General features: G+C 67.2%; 15 protein-coding genes. 5 read left to right on the top strand and 10 right to left on the bottom strand.

Annotated features, from left to right (window positions below; translation table 11 throughout):
* Positions 1-567: 567 nt before the first annotated feature.
* The 3 genes from QCD75_RS10205 to QCD75_RS10195 all read left to right on the top strand — a co-directional run bounded on the left by QCD75_RS10205 (position 568) and on the right by QCD75_RS10195 (position 5,117).
* A complete protein-coding gene (locus tag QCD75_RS10205) occupies positions 568-855 on the top strand; it encodes an HU family DNA-binding protein (protein ID WP_024367639.1) in 288 nt (95 codons plus the stop codon).
* Between the two features lie 141 nt (positions 856-996).
* The gene (locus tag QCD75_RS10200; RefSeq protein WP_441005464.1) at positions 997-3,159 is read left to right on the top strand and encodes a cytochrome c oxidase assembly protein; all 2,163 of its coding nucleotides are present in this window, start codon (positions 997-999) and stop codon (positions 3,157-3,159) included.
* On the top strand, positions 3,156-5,117 hold the full coding sequence (locus tag QCD75_RS10195) for an NHL domain-containing thioredoxin family protein (RefSeq protein WP_301228208.1): 1,962 nt from the start codon (positions 3,156-3,158) through the stop codon (positions 5,115-5,117). The genes QCD75_RS10200 and QCD75_RS10195 overlap by 4 nt, the downstream gene beginning before the upstream one ends.
* A gap of 96 nt (positions 5,118-5,213) precedes the next feature.
* On the opposite strand, the gene QCD75_RS10190 is transcribed toward QCD75_RS10195, so the two are convergent.
* The 4 genes from QCD75_RS10190 to QCD75_RS10175 all read right to left on the bottom strand — a co-directional run bounded on the left by QCD75_RS10190 (position 5,214) and on the right by QCD75_RS10175 (position 9,687).
* A complete protein-coding gene (locus tag QCD75_RS10190) occupies positions 5,214-6,206 on the bottom strand; it encodes a hypothetical protein (protein WP_301228221.1) in 993 nt (330 codons plus the stop codon).
* A gap of 149 nt (positions 6,207-6,355) precedes the next feature.
* Positions 6,356-8,035, bottom strand: coding sequence for a helicase HerA-like domain-containing protein (locus QCD75_RS10185; RefSeq protein WP_301228205.1), 1,680 nt, complete (start codon positions 8,033-8,035; stop codon positions 6,356-6,358).
* Positions 8,036-8,094: 59 nt separating this feature from the next.
* Positions 8,095-8,796, bottom strand: coding sequence for a type 1 glutamine amidotransferase domain-containing protein (locus QCD75_RS10180; protein ID WP_301228203.1), 702 nt, complete (start codon positions 8,794-8,796; stop codon positions 8,095-8,097).
* Between the two features lie 51 nt (positions 8,797-8,847).
* The gene (locus QCD75_RS10175) at positions 8,848-9,687 is read right to left on the bottom strand and encodes an aldo/keto reductase (protein ID WP_441005463.1); all 840 of its coding nucleotides are present in this window, start codon (positions 9,685-9,687) and stop codon (positions 8,848-8,850) included.
* A gap of 125 nt (positions 9,688-9,812) precedes the next feature.
* Here QCD75_RS10175 and QCD75_RS10170 point away from each other — a divergent pair, with 125 nt between their 5' ends.
* Positions 9,813-10,622, top strand: coding sequence for a hypothetical protein (locus QCD75_RS10170; protein ID WP_301228199.1), 810 nt, complete (start codon positions 9,813-9,815; stop codon positions 10,620-10,622).
* Positions 10,623-10,762: 140 nt separating this feature from the next.
* Positions 10,763-11,752, top strand: coding sequence for an LLM class flavin-dependent oxidoreductase (locus QCD75_RS10165; RefSeq protein ID WP_301228197.1), 990 nt, complete (start codon positions 10,763-10,765; stop codon positions 11,750-11,752).
* Positions 11,753-11,761: 9 nt separating this feature from the next.
* On the opposite strand, the gene galT is transcribed toward QCD75_RS10165, so the two are convergent.
* The 6 genes from galT to QCD75_RS10135 all read right to left on the bottom strand — a co-directional run bounded on the left by galT (position 11,762) and on the right by QCD75_RS10135 (position 20,431).
* Positions 11,762-12,862 (bottom strand): galactose-1-phosphate uridylyltransferase, encoded by a 1,101-nt coding sequence (gene galT, locus QCD75_RS10160; RefSeq protein WP_301228195.1) that lies wholly within the window; start codon positions 12,860-12,862, stop codon positions 11,762-11,764.
* A gap of 1 nt (position 12,863) precedes the next feature.
* Positions 12,864-15,035, bottom strand: coding sequence for an alpha-galactosidase (locus tag QCD75_RS10155; protein ID WP_441005465.1), 2,172 nt, complete (start codon positions 15,033-15,035; stop codon positions 12,864-12,866).
* A 70-nt stretch (positions 15,036-15,105) separates the two neighbouring features.
* Entirely contained in the window at positions 15,106-17,187 is a 2,082-nt protein-coding gene (locus QCD75_RS10150; RefSeq protein WP_301228193.1) for a beta-galactosidase, read from the bottom strand.
* A 2-nt stretch (positions 17,188-17,189) separates the two neighbouring features.
* Entirely contained in the window at positions 17,190-18,131 is a 942-nt protein-coding gene (locus QCD75_RS10145) for a carbohydrate ABC transporter permease (protein WP_301228191.1), read from the bottom strand.
* Positions 18,128-19,081: a carbohydrate ABC transporter permease gene (locus QCD75_RS10140; protein WP_301228189.1), complete on the bottom strand. Its 954-nt coding sequence runs from the start codon at positions 19,079-19,081 to the stop codon at positions 18,128-18,130. The genes QCD75_RS10145 and QCD75_RS10140 overlap by 4 nt, the downstream gene beginning before the upstream one ends.
* Before the next feature lie 30 nt (positions 19,082-19,111).
* Positions 19,112-20,431, bottom strand: coding sequence for an ABC transporter substrate-binding protein (locus tag QCD75_RS10135; protein ID WP_301228187.1), 1,320 nt, complete (start codon positions 20,429-20,431; stop codon positions 19,112-19,114).
* Position 20,432 lies beyond the last annotated feature (1 nt).

The following is a 20,432-nucleotide window of genomic DNA, read 5'->3' as shown; positions in this document are numbered from 1 at the left end:
TCATTAAACGGTCGAGAGCCCCAACCACCATGGTCGGGGCTCTCCCGCATTTAACCACCAAACCCCTCTCAGTAGCGCCGTCGGACGGGAGGGCGGCGTCCCCGGGGCTTCCAGACCCCACAGAGAATTCAGACGCTCACTGGCACAAGCCCAGCCCGCAGCCCGCCTGCGGCCGCTGCAATCCCGACTTCTGGCCGCCCCAGGCCAAGCCCGGCCCGCAGCCGGCGTACGGCCGCCCCCGTCCAGTCCAGGCCAGGCCGGACCCGTAGGGGGGGCGCCGAAGTGGCGGGCGCCGCCGTCGTTCCCCCTGGGGTCCGGCGCGCGCTGGCCCGGAAGACGCGGGCTGCGGGGGACGCTTAGGGCGGACCTTGCCGGGACTGGGGGAGCGTCCGCTGATGGCGAAATATTGGCCAGAAAGGCGCCAAATCCCGGGTTTTTCCCCAAAAAAGGCCGAAAACACGCGGAATTTGCCGCCTCGGCGGCGGCAAGCTGGTAAGTTTTCGAACAGTGGCTTGTGCGCATGCCGTGTGCAGGCTCCAGGAATCATGACCGTCCAGGAGGACATAAATGGCTAAGAACCGAAGTGAACTTGTTGCAGAGGTAGCAGGCAAGGCCGGCACCAGCCAGGCAGCCGTCAACTCCGTGCTGGATGCATTGTTCGAGGTCTTCGAGACCTCTGTCGCCGCGGGCGAAAAGATCACCATCCCGGGCTGGCTTGCAGTTGAGCGCACCGACCGTGCAGCTCGCACCGGCCGCAACCCGCAGACGGGCGAGACCATTCAGATCGCCGCGGGCCACAGCGTCAAGCTGACCGCAGGCTCCAAGCTGAAGGCTGCAGTCTCCAAGAAGAAGTAGTCTTCTTGAACGCTTGAAAGGAGCGGTGACCCCTGGGGGCGCCGCTCCTTTCACGTTAACGGCGGCAGACAGCGGAGCACCAGAACCATTGCGGACCACGCTCGATTCGGTGAGCAGGCGGGGGTAGCGGACAATGGAACTGTGCCTTCCGCAGCAAATCCCCGTGCCACAGCAGCAGCTCCCACCCCGACCGGGGGAGCGCGAGGTCCTGTTGTGGGTCCAGGCGGGATCTCCCGGCCCTGGCTTTTCGCGGGCCTGGCGGCGCTGTTCCTGGGACTGGTTGCCGCCCTGCTGTTCTCCGGCGCCGCGGCTGCCCGCGGGGTCTCCGATCCGGGTGCCCTGGTCCGCTGGGGCCTGCCCGTCAGCAAGGCCATCCATAACGCCTCGCTGGCCACCGTGATCGGCGGGCTGCTCTTCGCCGTCGGAATCCTGCCCCGCTCACTTGCCGGCTCGCGCTCCAAGGCCAAGGACCTCCCGGAACATCCGGCTTTCACCCGCGCCCTGGCTGTCGCGGCGGCGGCTGGCGCCGTCTGGACGCTTTCAGCGATTGCCGTCCTAGTGCTGAGCTTCGCGGACATCGCCGGACAGGGGGTCTCCGGGGACGCGGAGTTCACCCGGTCCCTGGTGTACTTCATGACCGACATCGAGACCGGCCGCGCCTGGCTGTCCGTTGTCATCATTGCCGCCGTTGTCACCACCTCACTCTTTGGCGTCCGCTCCCAGGGCGCCCTGGTGGCGACCCTGATCCTCTCCCTCATCGGGCTCGTGCCGTCAGCGCTGATCGGCCACTCCGCCAGCTCGGCTGACCACGAAGGCGCCATCAACTCGCTCGGCCTGCACCTGATCGGGGTATCGGCCTGGGTCGGCGGCATCATCATGCTGGCTCTGCTCTCCGGCGTCCTGGGAGGCGCGGCGTCCGGCTCGACGTCGGGCAGCCGCCCGGATATCACCGAGCCGACGCTCCGGCGCTTCTCCTCCCTGGCCGGGCTAGCGTTCGTCCTCGTCTTCGCCTCCGGGGTGATCAATTCCAGCATCCGCCTCACCTCCTGGAACGACCTGTTCGGTTCGGCCTACGGGCAGCTGATCCTGGCCAAAGCCGCGGCAACCCTCGTCCTCGGCGGCATCGGCCTGATGCACCGCCGCTGGGTCATCCCGCAGCTGGGCAGCGCAGGTGGGGGGCTATCCGCGCGCCGAGTGCTCTGGCAACTCGTCATAGCTGAGCTGCTGATCATGGGAGCGACCTCGGGCATCGCCGTCGCGCTGGGTCGCTCCGCGCCGCCGCAGAGCGAGGCGTCCGCGCCGGACGCCACCCCGGCCTTCATTGTCTCCGGCTACGATCTGCCGCCGGAACTGACCCCGGATCGCTGGCTGACCGAGTGGCGCCTCGACTGGCTCTGGGTCGCCCTTGCGGTCTTTGGCCTCGTGGCGTACATCCTCGGCATGCGGAAGGTGCTTCGCCGCGGCGACTCCTGGTCCTGGTTCCGGGCCGTCAACTGGCTGATCGGCCTCGGGGTCCTGACCTATGTGACTTCCGGTCCGCCGTCGGTGTACGGCCGCGTCCTGTTCTCGGCCCACATGGTGGACCACATGGCCCTGACCATGGTGGCGCCCATTTTCCTGGTCCTCGGCGCCCCGGTGACGCTGGCCCTGCGCGCCCTCACGCCGCGGCGGGACAGCTCGCGCGGCCCCCGGGAATGGCTGCTGGTCTTCATCCACTCCAAGTTCGCCCAGCTCGTGACGCATCCGCTGTTCGCCGCCGCCAACTTTGCCGGCTCGATCGTGCTGTTCTATTACTCGGAGGCGTTCGGGTACGCCATGCGTGACCACGTGGGCCACGAACTGATGAACCTGCACTTCGCCCTCACCGGCTACATCTTCGTGCTGACCATGATCGGCACCGACCCGCTGCCCCGGCGCGCCCCCTACCCCATGCGGCTGCTGCTCCTGCTGGCCACGATGGGGTTCCATGCGTTCTTCGGCGTCGCCATCATGGGCGGAACCGGGCTGCTGGCTGCGGACTACTTCGGCAACCTCGGCCGGACCTGGGGGCCCCCAGCCCTGCTGGACCAGCAGATGGGCGGCGCGGTGGCCTGGGGCATCGGCGAAGTGCCCACGCTGCTGGTGGCCATCGGCGTCGCAGTCATGTGGTCCCGCTCCGATGAGCGCGAGTCCAAGCGCACCGACCGCGCGGCGGACAGGAATAACGACGCCGATCTCACCGCTTACAACGATATGTTTGCCAAATTGGCCGAGCGCGATGCCAGGCTGGCCGAACGCAACTCAAAGCTGGAAGGACGCTCATGACCGAAACCGTACGCACCCACCTCCGGGTCCGGGCCTCCGAGCTGGTGGGCCGCAACTGGCTCAACACCGGCGGCAAGTCCCTGGACTTGGAATCCCTGCGCGGCAAGATCGTGCTGCTGGACTTCTGGACCTTCTGCTGCATCAACTGCCTGCATGTGCTGGACGAGCTCCGCCCGCTCGAGCAGCAGTACTCCGACGTCCTCGTCACGGTCGGTGTGCACTCTCCCAAGTTCGAGCACGAGGCTGATCCGGTGGCCCTCGCCGCCGCCGTCGAGCGTTACGAGATCCGCCACCCGGTCCTGGATGATCCCGAGCTGGACACCTGGAAGGCCTACACGGCACGCGCGTGGCCCACGCTGGTGGTGATCGATCCTGAGGGTTACATCGTGGCCCACCTCTCCGGCGAAGGCCACGCCGACGGCCTCGCGGTGCTTATCCCCGAGCTGATCGCCGAGCATGAGGCGAAAGGCACCCTGCACCGCGGCGACGGGCCCTATGTGGCGCCGGAGCCGACGTCGGGCACGCTGCGGTTCCCCGGCAAAGCCCTGTTCCTTCCGGATGGCCGGGGCGTCGGAAGCGCTGCGGATGCGGGATCCTGGCTGGTGACCGACACCGGCCACCACCGCCTCGTGGAGCTGTCCACCGACTTCCAGACAGTTCTCGCCACCTACGGTTCCGGCGACAAGGGCCACGCCGACGGCAATGCCGCAACGGCCCGGTTCAACGAACCACAGGGCCTGGTCCTGCTCCCGGAGGACGCCGCCGCGGAGGCCGGCTACGACGTCGTCATCGCCGACTCCGTGAACCACCGCCTGCGCGGGCTGAACCTCGCGGACGGAAACGTCACCACGCTGGCCGGCAACGGCGTGCAGCGGCTCCTGGAGACGGGACCGGCCCGGGTCGACGAGGAGGGTGCCGCCTATGGTGCCCGGCTGGAAGCGGACCCGCTGCAGGTTTCCCTCAGCTCGCCCTGGGACGTGGTCTGGTCCGCCAAGCTGGACGCCGTTGTGGTTGCGATGGCCGGCGTGCACCAGATCTTCAGCTTCGACCCGCGCTCCGGCGCCGTGTCCATCATCGCCGGCAACGGACTCGAGGGTCTGCTCGACGGACCGGCGGAGGAGGCCTGGTTCGCCCAGTCCTCCGGTCTCGCCGAGGACGCGGACGGCAACATCTGGGTGGCGGATTCCGAGACCTCGGCCCTGCGCAAGCTCGTGATCGGCGACGGCGGCGCTGTCACCGTCGAGTCCGCCGTCGGCAAGGGCCTGTTCGACTTTGGTTTCCGTGACGGAAAGGCCTCCGACGCCCGGCTGCAGCACCCGCTGGGCGTTACTGTGCTGCCGGACGGCTCGGTGGCGATCGCCGATACCTACAACGGTGCCGTCCGCCGCTACGACCCCGCCTCGGGCCTGGTCTCCACCCTGGCGCGCGGGCTGTCCGAGCCCTCCGACGTGATTGTGGACCACACACACGTGGCCGGCGCCGAGCCTCTCCTGGTGGTGGTCGAGGCAAACAAGCACCAGCTGGTGTACGTGCCGATCCCCAAGGAAGCGCAGCAGGTCGACGAGGGTGCGGCCCAGACCCACCGGCCCAAGAGCCCCGTGGCCCCCGGGCTGCTGGAACTGACCGTCCGTTTCACCGCGCCGACCGGCCAGAAACTCGATGACCGCTGGGGCGACCCGACCCAGCTGAAGATCTCCTCGACGCCGCCGGAACTGCTGCTGGCCGGCGGCGGGACCTCGGTGGGCCTGCTCCGCACCCTGGAACTCGCCTCCGACGTGCCCGAAGGTGTGCTGCACATTACCGCCCGCGCCGCTGCCTGCGACGGCCCGGAAGACGCGGACGGCGAGATCCCTGACCACGCAGCCTGCCACCTGTACCAGCAGGACTGGGGCATCCCGGTCCTGCTGCAGGCCGACGGCGACACCGAACTGGTGCTGGACCTGCGCGGCATGGACTGACCTCCGCAGGGGTGGCGCACTTTGGCTGCTGTTCGTGACCACCGCGTCACGGACAGCAGCCTTTTTGTCCCTGGTCCGGGGTGCTCCCCAGCAGCCCTAGTAGCTCAGCAGCGGGGTGACCTTGACGGTGTCGTCGTCGACGTCCAGGCGGGTGGTGAAGCTGAAGTCGTGGACTGCGTTGAGCTCCGTCACGGCGCCGGTGAACAGGTCCACCTGCCGGGCCTTGATCCGGGCTTTGCCGTTCAGGGGTGCCACCACCCAGCGTCCGCCGAAGGGTTCGATACTGACGGTGGGGTACTCGGTGATGCTCCAGTCGATGGTGCCGTCGACGACGCGGTTGTTGGTGGTGTGGTAGAACGGGCAGTCCGGCTGGAGCTTCTGCTCCTTGTCGGCGGTGTCGGCGCAGGTGTCCAGGAACTCCCTGACCTTGCCGCCCACCGCGTCCTTCAGCCCGTCGGTGGCTTCGGTCATGAGGTTCAGGGGAGCGACGGGGACGTCCCGGCCGGACAGCGTGGCCTTGGCGGGCGGTGCGGAGAAGTACGCACCGGCCAGTGAAGCTTCGTACTCGCCCGGGTAGAAGACGGCGAAGGAGTTGCGGCCGTTGGGCATGTTCACCGGGACCCCGTTCAGGATGGCCTCGCTGGAGTTGACCACCGTGACGTCCAGGACCGGAAGAGCGGCCGGGACGAAGGCCCACTTATGGAAGAACAGCCATTCCACGCCGGACTTTTCCAGCAGGAACTCGGTCCGCAGCTGGCTGCCGTCAATCGTGTAGTCAATCGGCACCATGACCCGGTTGCCGCCGCGGTCCTCGGCCTCGCCGTACTTCACACCGCTGATCCGCGCGGACGCCGTCTGCAGCGCCGTGCCGTCCAGCATGGCAGCGTTTCCCTGGGGGACCGAGGCGCGCAACAGGCCGAGGGCCTTCTCGCCTTCGCCCTTCTGCAAAGCGTCGAGGTACTCGCGGACAGGCTGCTGCGGGCTCGCGATGGTGTTGTTCACGATATTGATAGCAACGATGCCCCCGGCCACGGCGAGCATCAGGCCCAGCAGCCACCCGGCTGCGATCCTGACCAACGCCTGACTGATTTGCACGTACCTTACGTTACCTGCACCCCAGCGGAATCCTCTTGTCACAGCGGCTGCACGCGGCAGGCTCTGCACCCAAGGCGGCCCGCTCCGGCGGCCAGGGCCGCGCGGATCGCCCCCGTCAGGGGAGGAACCGTTTCGGCTGGCTCCTAGCGGCGGCGGCGCTTGGGTGCCGTGCCGAAGACCCCGCGCAGCAGTTCACGCCCGAGCTGTGTCCCCAGCGACCGGGCCATGCTTTTGAGTCCCCCGCCCAGAGCGCCACCAAGGGCTCCGGCGAGGCCGCCGTCATCCGACGGCGGCCGTGGGGACTGCCGCGGTTCCTGCCGCGGTTCCTGCCGCTCGGGCGCCGGCGCGGGCCGGCTGCTGGGGCGGCCCAGGATTTCCTCTTCGATCCGCCGCGCTTCGGCGTCGACGTCCGGGGTGCCCCCGCCATGTGGGGCCGGCGACGCCGGGGCTGCCGCACCGGTGGCAGCCGAAGCCTTCCCGGCGATCTTCTCGAAGGCGGAGACGTTGTCGACGGCGGTGCCGTACTTGGGCAGAAGGGCCGAGCCGGCCACGGTGCTGGCGATGAGCGCGTCGGCGCTGGGGCCCATGACCGACTCCGGGGCGCGGAGCCTGGTGAGCGCCACCGGCGTCGGGGCTCCCTTCTCATTCATCACGGTGATGACAGCTTCGCCGATCCCCGCGGAGGTAAGGGTTTCCTCGAGGTCGTAGTCGCTCATCGGGAAGGTGGAGACGGTCGCTTTGAGCGCCTTCGCATCCTCCGGAGTGTAGGCCCGGAGGGCGTGCTGGACCCGGTTGGCGAGCTGCCCCAGGACCTCGGCCGGGACATCCTTGGGGGTCTGGGTGACGAAGAAGATGCCGACGCCCTTGGACCGGATCAGCCGCACGGTGGTGGTGATGGCATCCAGGAAGGCCTTCGAGGCACCGTTGAACAGCAGATGGGCTTCGTCCAGGAAGAACACGAGTTTCGGCTTGTCCAGGTCACCGGCCTCGGGCAGGTCCTCGAACAAGTCGGCCAGCAGCCACATCAGGAAGGTGGAGAACAGCATCGGCTTGGTTTGGAGCGTGGGCAGCTCGAGGCAGGTGATGACGCCGCGGCCGTCCGGGGCCGTGCGCAGCAGTTCGGCGGTGTCGAACTCGGGTTCGCCGAAGAACTTTTCCATGCCCTGCGCCTCGAGGGTGATCAGTTCACGGAGGATGACGCCGGCGGTGGCCTTGGACAGCCCGCCGAGTTCCTCGAGTTCGTCCTTGCCGTCCTTGGAGGTGAGGAACTGGATGACCGCGCGCAGGTCCTTCAGGTCAATCAGCTCGAGTCCGTTCTTGTCCGCGAAATGGAAGACCAGCTGCAGGCTCGATTCCTGCGTGTCGTTGAGTTCCATGATGCGGGAGAGCAGGATGGGGCCGAAGGACGTGATGGTGGCGCGGACCGGGATGCCGTGGCCGTCGCCGCCGAGGGCCAGGAACTCCACCGGGAAAGTCCTGCCGGACCAGGACTGGCCGATCCCGTCCGTGCGGGCGATCAGTTTTTCGCTGCCGGTGGCTGCAGTCGCCAGCCCGGAGAGGTCGCCCTTGATATCCGCCAGGAAGACCGGGACCCCCGCGGTGGAGAGCTGTTCGGCCATCATGTGCAGCGTGACGGTCTTGCCCGTGCCGGTAGCGCCGGCCACCAGGCCGTGACGGTTCATCATGGAGAGCGGGAGCCGGACGGGGGCCTCCTTGCGGACTTCACCGTCGATGATGGCAGCACCCAGCTCGATCGTGGGGCCCTCGAGGATGTACCCCTTCTGGATGGTGGCGATTTTGTCTGCAGTGGATTTGATGGCCATGCCGACAGCATAGCCGGGTCCGGCGGCCCCGGACCCGGCTAATGGCAGCTATGCCAGTGCTATTCGGCGAGGGCCTTGAGGACTTCCTTCGCCACGTCCTCGCTGGACTGGGGGTTCTGGCCGCTGATCAGATTGCCGTCGCGCACCACATGCGACGTCCAGGCGGCGGCGTTCTCGATGATCGCGCCCTTGTCCTTTAGCGCGTCCTCCACGAACCACGGCGTATTGGCGCCGGTGCCGCCATTGAGTTCCTCCTCGTTGGTGAAAACGGTGAGGCGGCGTCCCGCAAAGGCGAACGTCCCGGCGTCGTCCGTGGCGCTCAGCAGGCCGGCCGGGCCGTGGCAGAACGGGGCGATGACCTTACCCGCCGTGTTCGCCGCAGCCAGGAGCTTGCCGAGATCCGCGTCCCGGTAGAGGTCGGTCATGGGCCCGTGGCCGCCGGGCAGCACGATTGCGTCATAACCGGAGAGCTCGACGTTAGCCAGTGCCAGCGGCGCGGACAGCTCGGTGTCGAGCCCGGACAGGTACTTCCGGAAGCTGTCGGCGCGGTCCTGGCCGCCGGCGGATTCGGCGGCGAGGCTGACCTCGTCGACCGTGGGCTTTGCGCCGCCGGGGGTAGCGATGTGGACGGTGTGTCCGGCGCTGAGGAGTGTCTGGTGGGAGACCACCAGTTCCTCCGCCCAGTAGCCGGTGGGGTGTTCGCTGCCGTCGCGCATGGTGAGGGAATCGGCGGCGGATACGACCATCAGGATGTTAGCCATGTCAGGCTCCTGTTCTGCCGGCCACACGGCCGGCGCTGAAAGTAAAAGGGATTAGTGTGCGGATTCGAGTTCGGCGTACGTGGCGTCATCCAGGACGACGCCGGCAGCGGCCAGGTTCTCTTCGAGGTGGTTGACCGAACCGGTGCCGGGGATCGGCATCATGACGGGGGAGCGGCGCAGCAGCCAGGCAAGGGCCACTTGCGAGGTGGTGGCGCCGAGCCGTTTGGCGGCCTCGTCCAACGGGCCGCCGGGCTGGGCCAGTTCCCCGGCGGAGATCGGCGCCCAGGGGATGAATCCGATGCCGTTTGCCTCGGCATAGTTGAGGACGTCCTCGGAGCTGCGGTCGGTCAGGTTGTAGCGGTTCTGCACAGTGGAGACGGTGAAGTACTTCCCGGCTTCCTCGATCTCGGCGACGCTGACCTGGGAGAGGCCCAGCGCCTTCACCTTGCCCTCCTTCCGCAGGTCGCGGAGCACAGTGAACTGCTCCTCCGGATCCACCTTGGGGTCGATCCGGTGCAGCTGCAGCAGATCCAGCGCGTCGACGTTGAGCTTGCGCAGGCTCAGCTCCGTCTGCTGGCGGAGGTACTCCGCGCGCCCCAGCGGCACCCACTGGTGGGGGCCGGTGCGGGTGAAGCCGACCTTGGTGGCGATCCGCAGCCCCTCTTTGTAGGGATGCAGGGCCTCGGCGAGGATCTCCTCGCTGATGTTCGGTCCGTAGGAATCGGCGGTGTCAATGAAGTCGACGCCGAGTTCGACGGCCCGGCGGACAACGGCGACGGCGGCCTGGCGGTCTGCCGGCTCGCCCCAGACGCCGTCCCCGACAATGCGCATGGCGCCGAACCCCAGACGGTGGACCGTTCCCACGTCCTTGAGATCGATTGTGGCGGACATTTCCGGATGCTGTGAGATGTCATGGCTCATAGGGGCGGCAACTCCCTAAGCCAGCTGAGTATTCCGCCCGCCGCATCACTCGGCGCGTTTCCGCGCCCGGCCGGGGCACGGAGGTAAGCTGGGGCATGGCTACCCGGGTATTGACGAAGCTTTCTTCCGCCGCCATCACGTTTGGCCTTGTCCTTCTGGGCGGCGGGCCTGCGGACGCCGCCCCGCCCCGGACATCGGAGCCGGTCGGCATCGACGTCTCCTGGCCCCAGTGCGGAAAGACCCTCCCCAAACAGCCCGCGTTTGCCATCGTCGGGGTGAACAACGGCCTCGCCAACACCACCAACCCGTGCCTGGCAACCGAACTTGCCTGGGCAAACACAGCCCCGGACCCGGCGCTCACCGCCCAGCCGCGCGTGGCGCTCTACGTCAACACGGCCAACCCCGGCCTGCAGGGGTCCTGGTGGCCCACCTCAAACCACTACGGCGGCGCTGACGTGGCCAACCCGTACGGAGACTGCAGCAGCGACCCGGAAAATTTCAACGCCTGCTCCTACATCTACGGCTACGCGAAGGCCTACGACGACGCCACGATCCGCGGGGTCGCCAATCCGCAGAAGTACTTGTGGTGGCTGGATGTCGAGACCGGAAACAGCTGGCAGGCCGAAAAGGCCGCCAACGTCGCCGACCTGGAAGGGATGGCTGCTTACTTCAAGAGCATCAACGCGACGGTCGGCCTTTACTCCACCGGCTACCAGTGGGGGCAGATCGCCGGGTCGGTCCCGGCGAGCAGTCCGCTCGCCGGCTTGCCGAGTTGGCTCGCGGGTGCGCGGTCCCTGGCGGGTGCCAAGTCCAACTGCTCTTTGCCGGCGCTCACCCCCGGCGGCCGCGTCGTCTTGACGCAGTACGTCTCCGGCGGGCTGGACTACAACTATCCATGTCCGTGAGCCGCACCCGGAAACGGCATGGGGTGCGCCACAGCTGAGGCAGAAATAACCCGGAGCCCGGCGTCGTTGTCCACAGTGTGCGCGTGCCGGGACCCGGTGCCGCGCCTGAGACTTCCCCTTTACGAAAGGCCGGCTTTTCCGTGACTGTTCCGCTTTCCATCCTTGACCTGGCAACCATCGGCAAGGGCCAGACAGCGGCTGAGAGCTTCGCGGGGAGCGTGGCCATGGCGCAGCTCGCCGAGAAGCTGGGCTACCGCCGGATCTGGTACGCCGAGCACCACAACATGTCCGCCATCGCTTCCTCGGCCACCAGCGTGCTGATCGCCCATATCGCCGCCCAGACCGAGAGCATCCGGCTCGGCGCCGGCGGCGTGATGCTGCCCAACCATTCGCCGCTGACCATCGCCGAGCAGTTCGGCACCCTGGAGACCCTGCACCCGGGCCGGATTGACCTGGGCCTGGGCCGTGCGCCCGGCAGCGACCAGAACACGCTGCGGGCCCTGCGCCGGGACCCGATGTCCGCGGACAGCTTCCCGCAGGACGTCCTGGAACTCCAGGGCTACCTGAGCGGTCCCACCCGCATCCCGGGCGTGGAAGCCACCCCCGGCAAAGGCACCAACGTGCCGCTGTACATCCTGGGATCCTCGCTGTTCGGCGCCAAGCTGGCCGCGCAGCTGGGCCTGCCGTACGCTTTCGCCTCGCACTTCGCGCCGAACGCACTCCAGGACGCCGTCGCCGTGTACCGCCGCGACTTCCAGCCATCCGCGCAGCTCGACGCCCCGCACGTGATCGCCGGCGTCAACGTGATCGCGGCGGATTCCGCGGCCGAGGCGCAGCAGATGTTCCATGCCACCAAGCGTGCCCGCGTCTCGCTCTTCTTCGGTGGCGGCCGCGAGTTCAGCGACGACGAGGCGGACATGGTCCTGGACTCGCCGCAGGGCCAGCACGTGGCCCAGATGATGAAATATTCCGCCGTGGGAACGCCGGACGCCGTGCTGGAATACCTGGACGAATTCACCGCCCACGCCGATGCCGACGAGCTCATCGTCGCGCACCAGAGCACCGGGACCGAGGCCCGGCTGCGTTCGGTGCAGCTGCTGGCCGACGTCGCCGGGCTGGTCCGGGTCTAACAAACCCGGTCACCCCTCGATGACGTCCCGGAGCCTGCCAGCGGCGGTTTCCGGGACGATGTCGGCGATGAACGCTCCCATCGCCGCCTCCGAACCGGCAAGGTACTTCAGTTTTGTTTCCTCGCGCCTGGGGGAGGTCAGCTGGAGCATCAGCCGGATATCGTGCCGGTGGGCCCGGACGGGCGCCTGATGCCAGGCGGAGATATAAGGGGTCGGCGTCGGATACAGCGCATCCACACCGCGCAGCAGCCGGCCGTACAGCAGGGCAAACTCGTCGCGCTCCTCGGCGCTCGTGGCCGCGAGGTCGGGAACCTGGCGGTGCGGCAGGATATGGACTTCCAGGGGCCAGCGCGCCGCGAAAGGCACGAAGGCCGTCCACCGGTCGCCCCGGAGCACCACCCGCTCGGAGTTCCGCTCGAACGTGAGGACATCCTCGAAGAGCGAACGGCCGTACCGCTCCAGCGAGCGGATGAGTGTCTGGGTGCGCGGGGTGATGAACGGGTAGGCGTAGATCTGCCCATGCGGGTGGTGCAGGGTCACCCCGATCTCTTCGCCGCGGTTCTCGAAAGGGAAAACCTGCTGCACGCCGGGCATCGCGGACAGGGCCGCTGTCCGGTCCGCCCAGGCTTCCATCACGGTCCGCATCCGGGACAGCGATACCCGGGCGAGCGATCCGGTGTGTTCCGGGGAGAAGCACACGACCTCGCAGCGGCCCACGGACTGGCGGCTGCGCCCCAGGCCAATACGCGAAAGATCCTCGAGCCCGTCCGGCGCCAGCGGGCCGGTCAGCTCCGGTCCGAAGGACGGCGACTTGTTTTCGAAGACAGCCACATCGTAGGGGCTGGGAATCTCCGAGGGGTTCCCTGCCGAGGCCGGCGCCAGCGGATCCAGGTGCGAGGGCGGGAGCACTACCCGGTTCTGGCGGGCCGAAGCCACCGAAATCCATTCGCCGGTCAGCACATCCTGCCGCATGAGGGCCGTTGGCGGCCGCGGCGCCGGTGCACGCAGGTCCGGCGAGCGTTCCGCTGGGAGTGCGGTATCGGCGTCGTCGAAGTAAATGATGTCGCGCCCGTCCGCGAGCTGAAAGGCGCGCTTCACAATCCCGGCCATGCTAGCTGTGCTTCCCCGCGGGGCCGGGGACGGCCCGCGCACTCAGGAGCAGGCCGTGTTCCGGATTCAGGACGGGCATCGGCAGGCCGGACCCAGCGAGGAAACGGCCGCTCGCCTCAATCCCGGCTGCCAGCCAGGCAGGCGGGCGCGTCTGAATGAAAGCGTGTCCGCTGTCCGGGGCCGGATAGGCAAGCTCCACCCGGTAGTTCTGGTCGGGCAGCAGCCCGGGCAGGGGCACGCATCCGGGAACTTCGGAGAAGGACGTCGCCACCGACACCAGCGCGAACAGCGCTTCGGAGCCGTCGTGCGAGACGGCGCCGTGCAGCATCAGCGAGGGGTCCCGCTCGTCGGCCCGCACCATGCGCCCGCTGTGCAGCAACGAACGGTGCTCCTTGTAAAGCGCGATGACGGCTGCAAGCTCATCCCGTTCCGCACCCCGGAGCTGGCGGACGTCCCATTCCAGGCCGAAGTGGCCGAACATAGCGGTAATGGCGCGGAAGGACAGTTCGTGGGTGCGGGCTGTGGTGTGCGAGGTCCCCGGCCCGATGTGCGCTCCGACCAGCTCCGGCGGCACCACCACCCCGGTCCACCGCTGAATGGTCTGGCGTTCCAGGGCGTCGTTACAGTCGGAGGCCCAGACCCTGTCGGTGCGTTCGAGAATACCCAGATCCACGCGCGCCCCGCCAGAGGAGCAGCTCTCAATTTCGACGCCGGGATGGGCCTTCCGCAGTTCATCCAACAGCCGGTACACGGCCAGCGTCTGGGCGTGGACGGAAGGGCTGCCCCCGTGCCCCATTTCCGTGAGATCTCTGTTCTGGTCCCATTTGAGATAGCTGATGCGGTGCTCGCTCAGGAGTGAGTCGAGCCGGTCAAAGATGTACTGCCACGCCTCCGGGTTGACCAGGTCCAGCACCTGCTGGTGCCGCCATTGCTCCGGCAGCCGGCCCGGTGAGCCCGGCCCCTGGCGGAGCGGGCCCGGGCCGGAGATCCAGTCCGGGTGCGCGCGGGCAAGGTCCGAATCCTCATTGACCATCTCCGGCTCGACCCACAGGCCGAATTCCATGCCGTGCGCGGTGACGGCGTCGATCAGGGGGTGCAGCCCGTCCGGCCAGAGCTGTTCGTCCACGTACCAGTCGCCCAGGCCGGCGTGGTCGTCGCGGCGGCCGCGGAACCAGCCGTCGTCGAGGACATAGCGCTCGACGCCGAGCGCGGCGGCGGAGTCGGCCAACTCCAGGAGCGTGGTGAGCCGGTGGTCAAAGTACACGGCCTCCCATACGTTCAACACCACGGGGCGCGGCTTCCCGGACCGTGTGCCGGGATGGTGCGCCCGGGCACGGAACCAGGCGTAGAACGAGTCGCTGATACCGTCCAGCCCGGCGTCCGAGTAGGCGGCAAAGAGCCAGGGCGTCTGGTAGCCGGTTCCTGGGGCCAGGGTGACCTCGCCGGAGCCCAGCAGCTCCGAGGCGCCAATGACCGAGCGTCCGTCGCCGATCGTCTCCACGAAGCTTTCGTGGTTGCCGCTCCAGCCCAGGTGAACGGCCCAGACCTGCCCGTGCCGGTTGCCGAACCCCGGGGTTCCCGCGGCCAGCAGCAGTGAGGAATCGTGACCCGTGCGTCCGTGCCGGCCGGAGCGCACCCAGGTGCCCTGCCGCATCGGCAGCCGCTGGGGGTGGGCCTCGCGGCACCAGCGTCCCGTCAGGTCCAGGATTTCGCCTGCGGCACGCCCCACGGGCAGCACCGCGGCGAGCTCCTCCAGTGAATAGCCGTCCGGGCCGTCATTCTGGAGGCGGTGCCGGAGCTGCAGCAGGCCACCGTCGTTGATTTTGATTTCGGTGCTGAGGGTCAGGCCGGCGTCGGGGTCTGACTGTGTGATGACGGCGGAGCAGCCCTTACCCTCCGTTACGGACACCAGGCGGAGCCGGGCGGAGAACGACCGGCCGTTCCGGTGGCCGCGGAGCCCGGGGCGTCCACGCCAGCCGGAGGACGCCTGCGGGATCAGGCCCTGCGTCACGGGAATGTCCAGGGATGAGGGCGGCACGGGGTCGCCCAGCAGGGACAAATCCGGAAGATCAGGGCCCAGGTCCGCTCCGAAATGCAGCACCGCGGGCTCGCCGGTGCTGCAGTCGATGAGCAGTGCCGTGCCGGAGTTCCGCAAATACAGCAGCCGCGGCAGCGGTTCCAGGACCGGAGTCCCCCCGGGGACGGTGGTCGGGTTCGGGTGGCTCACGGCAGCTCCATGCTCATCATCGGCGTTGGGTGGTGGATGCTGTGCGGGAACGGACGACGGCGACGGCGCCAGCGTCCAGGCCAAGGCCGCCGTCGAGCTCCTGGCCGGCGATGAGTTCTACCCCCGCAAGGGGCAGCCGGACGTCGTCGGCCCCGTGGTTGATGCAGAACGTCCAGTCCGTGCCGTCCTTGCTGCGCCGGATGACCTCGACGTTGGGCGGAAGGTCCGGGACGAGGGGCTCCACCGACGCATCGGCGCAGATAACGGGCAGCAGCTCGCTGAGGCCTTCGGCGGACAACGTGGTGGCGACGTAGTAGGCCCGGCCGGTTCCTGCGTGGTTGCGGGTCACCGCCGGGGAACCGGCCACCGGCCCCTCCGTTGCCGCTGCGAGCACCTCGGCGGTGCTCACCGTGCCCAGTTCGCTCCAGCACGAGCCCGCCCCGAAGGCGCTGAGCGGGACCGACTCGCCGGCGCGCAGGGGGAAGAATTCCTCCATCCGTACTCCCAGCAGCTCACTGAACGCGCCGGGGTAGCTGCCGGGCCTGATGTGGTCATGTTCGTTGACGATGCCGGAGAAGTACGTCACGACGAGGTGCCCGCCGGACCTCACATAGCCGTCCAGGTTGGCCGCGCCGGCATCCGTCACAAGGTACTGCATCGGGGCCACCACGAGCCGGTAGCCGGACAGATCGTCCGTGCTTTGGCGGAAGTCCGTCGGGATTCCGGCGCGATAGAAGGCATCATGCCAGCGACGCGTCTCCGCGATGTTGGAGGCATCCGCGCTCGGGTGCGAATCGAGTTCCGATGCCCAGCGGGCATCGGTGTCATGGATGATCGCGACATCGACGCTGCCGGACGCGCCGGCCACGGTCGAGCCGGCGACTTCGGCGATGCTGCGCAGTGCCTGCCCCAGCTGGACGACTTCCCGCCACACCTTGGTGTCGGTTCCCCCGTGCGGCAGCATCCCGGAGTGGAACTTCTCCGCACCGGCCCGGGAGGCCCGCCACTGGAAGAAGAGCGCGCCGTCCGCGCCGCGGCCGACGTGCTGCATCGAGTTGCGCAGCATCTCGCCGGGCGCCTTGGCGATGTTGCGGGGCTGCCAGTTGACCGCAGACGTGGAGTGCTCCATCAGCAGCCATGGCCTGCCCTGCGCCCAGCCGCGGGTGAGGTCGGCAGTCTCGGCAAGCTCCTGGAAGTTCCGCAGGTCCTCGGCGATGAGGTAGTGGTCGTTGGAAACCACGTCCATCTGTTCGGCCCAGCGCCAGTAGTCCACCGGCTGGTGCAGCCCCATGTTGAAACCCATGAAGTTTGTGGTCACCGGATGCCGGGAATGCGCGCGGATGATCGCCGCCTCCGCTTTGTAGCACTCGAGGAGTTCGTCCGAGGAATACCGGGCGAAGTCCAGCTGCTGGGTGGGATTGACCCATGTGCCGGAGGTCCGCGGCGGCAGGATTTCTTCCCAGGCGTGGTAGCGCTGCGACCAGAATGCGGTGCCCCAGGCGTCGTTCAGGCCGTCGAGTGTTCCGTAGCGGGCCTCCAGCCAGCTCCGGAAGCCTGCGGCGGCGCCGTCGGAAAAGTCGGGCTGGTTGTGGCAGCCGTACTCGTTGTGCACATGCCACATGACCACCGCGGGGTGGTCCTTGTACCTCGTCGCAATCTGCTCCGTCAGGGCGGCCGCGGCCCGGCGGTAGTCCGGGCTGGAGGCGGCGAAGGCCTGCCGTGAGCCATAACTGTGGCGCACGCCGTCGGCAGTCACTGGAAGGGACTCCGGGTACTTGTGGCTGAACCACGGCGGCGGCGAGGCAGTGGCGTTGGCCAGGTCCACCCGGATGCCGTTGGAGTGCAGCAGGTCCAGCACACGGTCCAGCCAGCCGAATTCGTAGACGCCCTCGGACGGTTCCAGCAAGGACCAGCTGAAGATGCCGACGCTGACCAGGTTGACGCCGGCCTCGCGCATGAGCCGGACATCCTCGTCCCAGGTTTCTTCCGGCCACTGCTCCGGGTTGTAATCCCCGCCGAAAGCCAGCATCGGGGACCCTTCGGAGCCCAGCCGGGCGGTGATGTAGTCCATGGCGGCGTTGTTGTTGTTGTAATCCACGTTTATCCTTTGCTGGAGCCGAGCGTCAGGCCGGCCACGAAGTGCCGCTGCAGGAGCAGGTAGATGATGAGGGCCGGAATGGCCGTGATCATGGCGCCCGCGGCGATCAGGTTGTAGTCGGAGAGGAACTGGCCCTGGAGGTTGTTCACGGCGGTGGTGAGCGGGAGCCGGTCACCGCTTTGAATAAAGAGCAGCGGCCAGAAGAAGTCGTTGTAGATGAAGATGACCTCGAGCGTGCCCATCGCCGCCAGTGCCGGCCGGCAGAGGGGGAGGATGATTTCCCAGTACTGCCGCCAGATGCCGGCGCCGTCCACCAGGGCGGCCTCCGTCAACTCGGGGGACAGCGCCTTCATGTAGTTGGAGAGGACGAACGTGACGAAGCCGATCTGGAAGGCCGTGTCGACGGCGATGACGCTGATGTAGGTGTTGAGGAGGTTTCCGGAGTCGCTGATGCTGTACGGGAGCTCAAGCTGCTTGAACATCTGGAACAGGGGAGCCGCGAGGACCTGGGGCGGCAGGAGGTTGCCGGCCGTGAACATGATCAGCAGCGTGACGTTGAATTTCCAGGACACCCGGCTGACGGCGAAGGCCATCATGGAGGCGAAGAACAGAATCAGGATGACTGAGGGGACGGTGATCAGCACTGAGTTCCAGGCGTACTGCGCAAACCCGCCCCGGGTCCAGGCCTCGACGAAATTGTCGAAATTGAAGGACCCGCCAAGGCTGAAGTACCCGTACTTGTCGGTGTCGGCTTTGGGCCGCAGCGACGTGAAGACGGTCCAGCCCAGCGGCACCAGCCACATGGCTGCCATCACGATCAGGAAGATGTGGATGCCGAGGTGATTTTTCGCTGGCCCCCGTCTTTTGCCGCCGGTGCCTGTGCGCGGCGCTGCGGCGACGTCGTGGCCTCTCGCCGCGGCCGGGGCCGGCTTGATGATGCTCATGCCTCTTTGTCCTTTCCGAAGGCGCGGGACAGGTAGAAGGTGATGGGGACCAGCGAGATGACCAGGAGGATGACCGCGAGGGCGGAGCCGACGCCGATCACCTGTCCTTCGCCCACAAGATTCTGGATGACGAGGGCGCTGATGAGTTCGAGGCCGTTCGTGCCGCGGTTGATGACGTAGACAATGTCAAAGGCGCGCAGCGATTCGATCACCGTGATGACGATGATGATCACGTTGACCGGCCGCATGGCCGGGAAGATGACCCGAAAGAAGGTCTGGACAGCGTTGGCGCCGTCGATCTGGGCCGCTTCCCGCAGGGTGGGGTCAACACCCTTGAGTCCTGCCAGGTAGAGGATCATGACGTAGCCGGCGTGCCGCCACGTGGCTGCCACGAGGGCCGCCCAGATGTTGACGCTGGAGTCGCCAAACCAGTCGACCGCCTGCGGGGTGCCGGCGGTCCCCAGCAGGAAGTTCAGCAGCCCGCTGTCCCGGTTGTAGAACAGCTGCCAGATGACGCCGATCAAGGCCAGCGACAGCATGACGGGGGTGAAGAAGATGCTTTGGTAGATCTTGGTGCCGCGGATGTTCTGGTCGAGAAGGATGGCGAGCAGCAGGCCCAGCGGGGTGGCGATGAGGGCCAGGAACACCAGCCACAGCACATTGTGCTGGACCGCGGGCCAAAACGGCGGGTAGTCGTTGACGATGAACTGGTAGTTGGCCGCCCCTGCACTCTTGATGTCCGTCAGGCTCAGCCCGTTCCACCGGGTGAAGGACAGGGCCGCGGAGAGCAGCGTGGGGATCCAGACCAGGACGAGCTGGATGAGGGTGGGGACCCCCACCATGAAGCCGAGTACCCACTTGTCCCGGCCGGACAAACGCCGGACCCGCCCTGCCGGGGCCCGCGTGGTGCCGCGGTCCCCGGCAGTTGTTGTGTCGCTTGATGTGCTCACTGGGGATTCCTTGCTCGATATCGCGTGCGGCTACTGGGCGGCGTAGAGCGATTTGGCCTGGGCTTCCAGGTTCTTGACGTCGACGTTGCCGTCCTTGATAAAGGACTGCAGCGCCGGGATCATCACGTTGTTGGCCATGGCCGGGAGTGCGTCGCGGTCAAAGAACTGGCTGATGCTCTTGGCGTTGGCGATGGCCTCCGCCATCTTCTTGTTCAGCGGGGAGAATTTCGACGTGTCGGCGCCCTTTGCGGTGGCGATGTTCGAGGAGTCCACGGATGCGTAGACGTCTTGTCCTTCCGGGGTGCCGAGGTAGGCGAGGAAGTCCTTGGCGGCCGGGTTCTGGCCGCCCTTCTTGGAGAGCAGCAGTCCGTCGATGGGGGCTTCGATTGCGTCCTGGCCTTCCATCGCGATCTCCGGGAACGGGAAGAAATCGATGTCGTCCGCGACCGTCTTGTCGGTGTACTGCTGGGTGAGGAAGGATCCGAGCAGGTACATGCCGGATTTTTTGTCGCCGAGGTTTTTGGCGGAATCCTGCCACGTCATGCCCAGGGCATTGGGGTTCTGGTACGGCAGCAGTGCCTTCCAGGTGTCGAACACGTCGCTGACCTTCTTTTGGTCCCAGCTTTCCTTGTGGGCCGTGAGGTCCATGTGGAACTGGTAGCCGTTGAGGCGCATGTTCAGGTAATCGAAGGTGCCCATGGCAGGCCAGCCGTCTTTGTCCGCGAATTCGATGGGGATCAGGCCGTCGCCCTGCATCTTCTTGGAGAGTGCGGTGAGCTCATCGAAGGTCTTCGGAACCTGGTAGCCCTTCTCGGCCCACAGGCTCTTCCGGTAGAAGAAACCCCAGGGGTAGTTGTAGTTCGGGACCAGGTACATCTTGCCGTCGGTGCCGGTGGAAGCCTTCTTGAGGGCGCCGGAGTAGTTGCCCCCGATCTTCTCCCAGACATCGTCGATCGGGGCGAGTAAGCCCTTGTCCGCGTAGTACTGCATCCGGTAGCCGGCAAACCAGGTGAAGGCGTCGTCGGGGCTGCCCTGCAGGTACGTGTTGATCTTGTTCTGGAAGTCGTTGTGGGGCACCACATTGGTGCTGACCTTGACGCCGGACTTCTTCTCAAAAGCGTCCGTGACGGCCTTGTAGGCGGCCTTGGGGACTTCATCCGAGGATCCGGAACCGAAACTGACCGTTTTGGCGCCGCCGCTCGATGCCGGCGCACTTCCGCCGGTGCAGCCCGCCAACAGGGGCACCCCCGCCATCGCGACTGCTCCCACACCCAGCGTCTTCAGCAAGGTCCGACGGTCCCAGCCGCCCTGGCTGGAGGCCAGGCGCAGCGCATCTTCGTGCATGGTCATG

The organism is Arthrobacter sp. PsM3, from assembly GCF_030433895.1.
Classification (GTDB): domain Bacteria; phylum Actinomycetota; class Actinomycetes; order Actinomycetales; family Micrococcaceae; genus Arthrobacter.
This window is presented reverse-complemented; position numbering and strand designations above follow the sequence as displayed.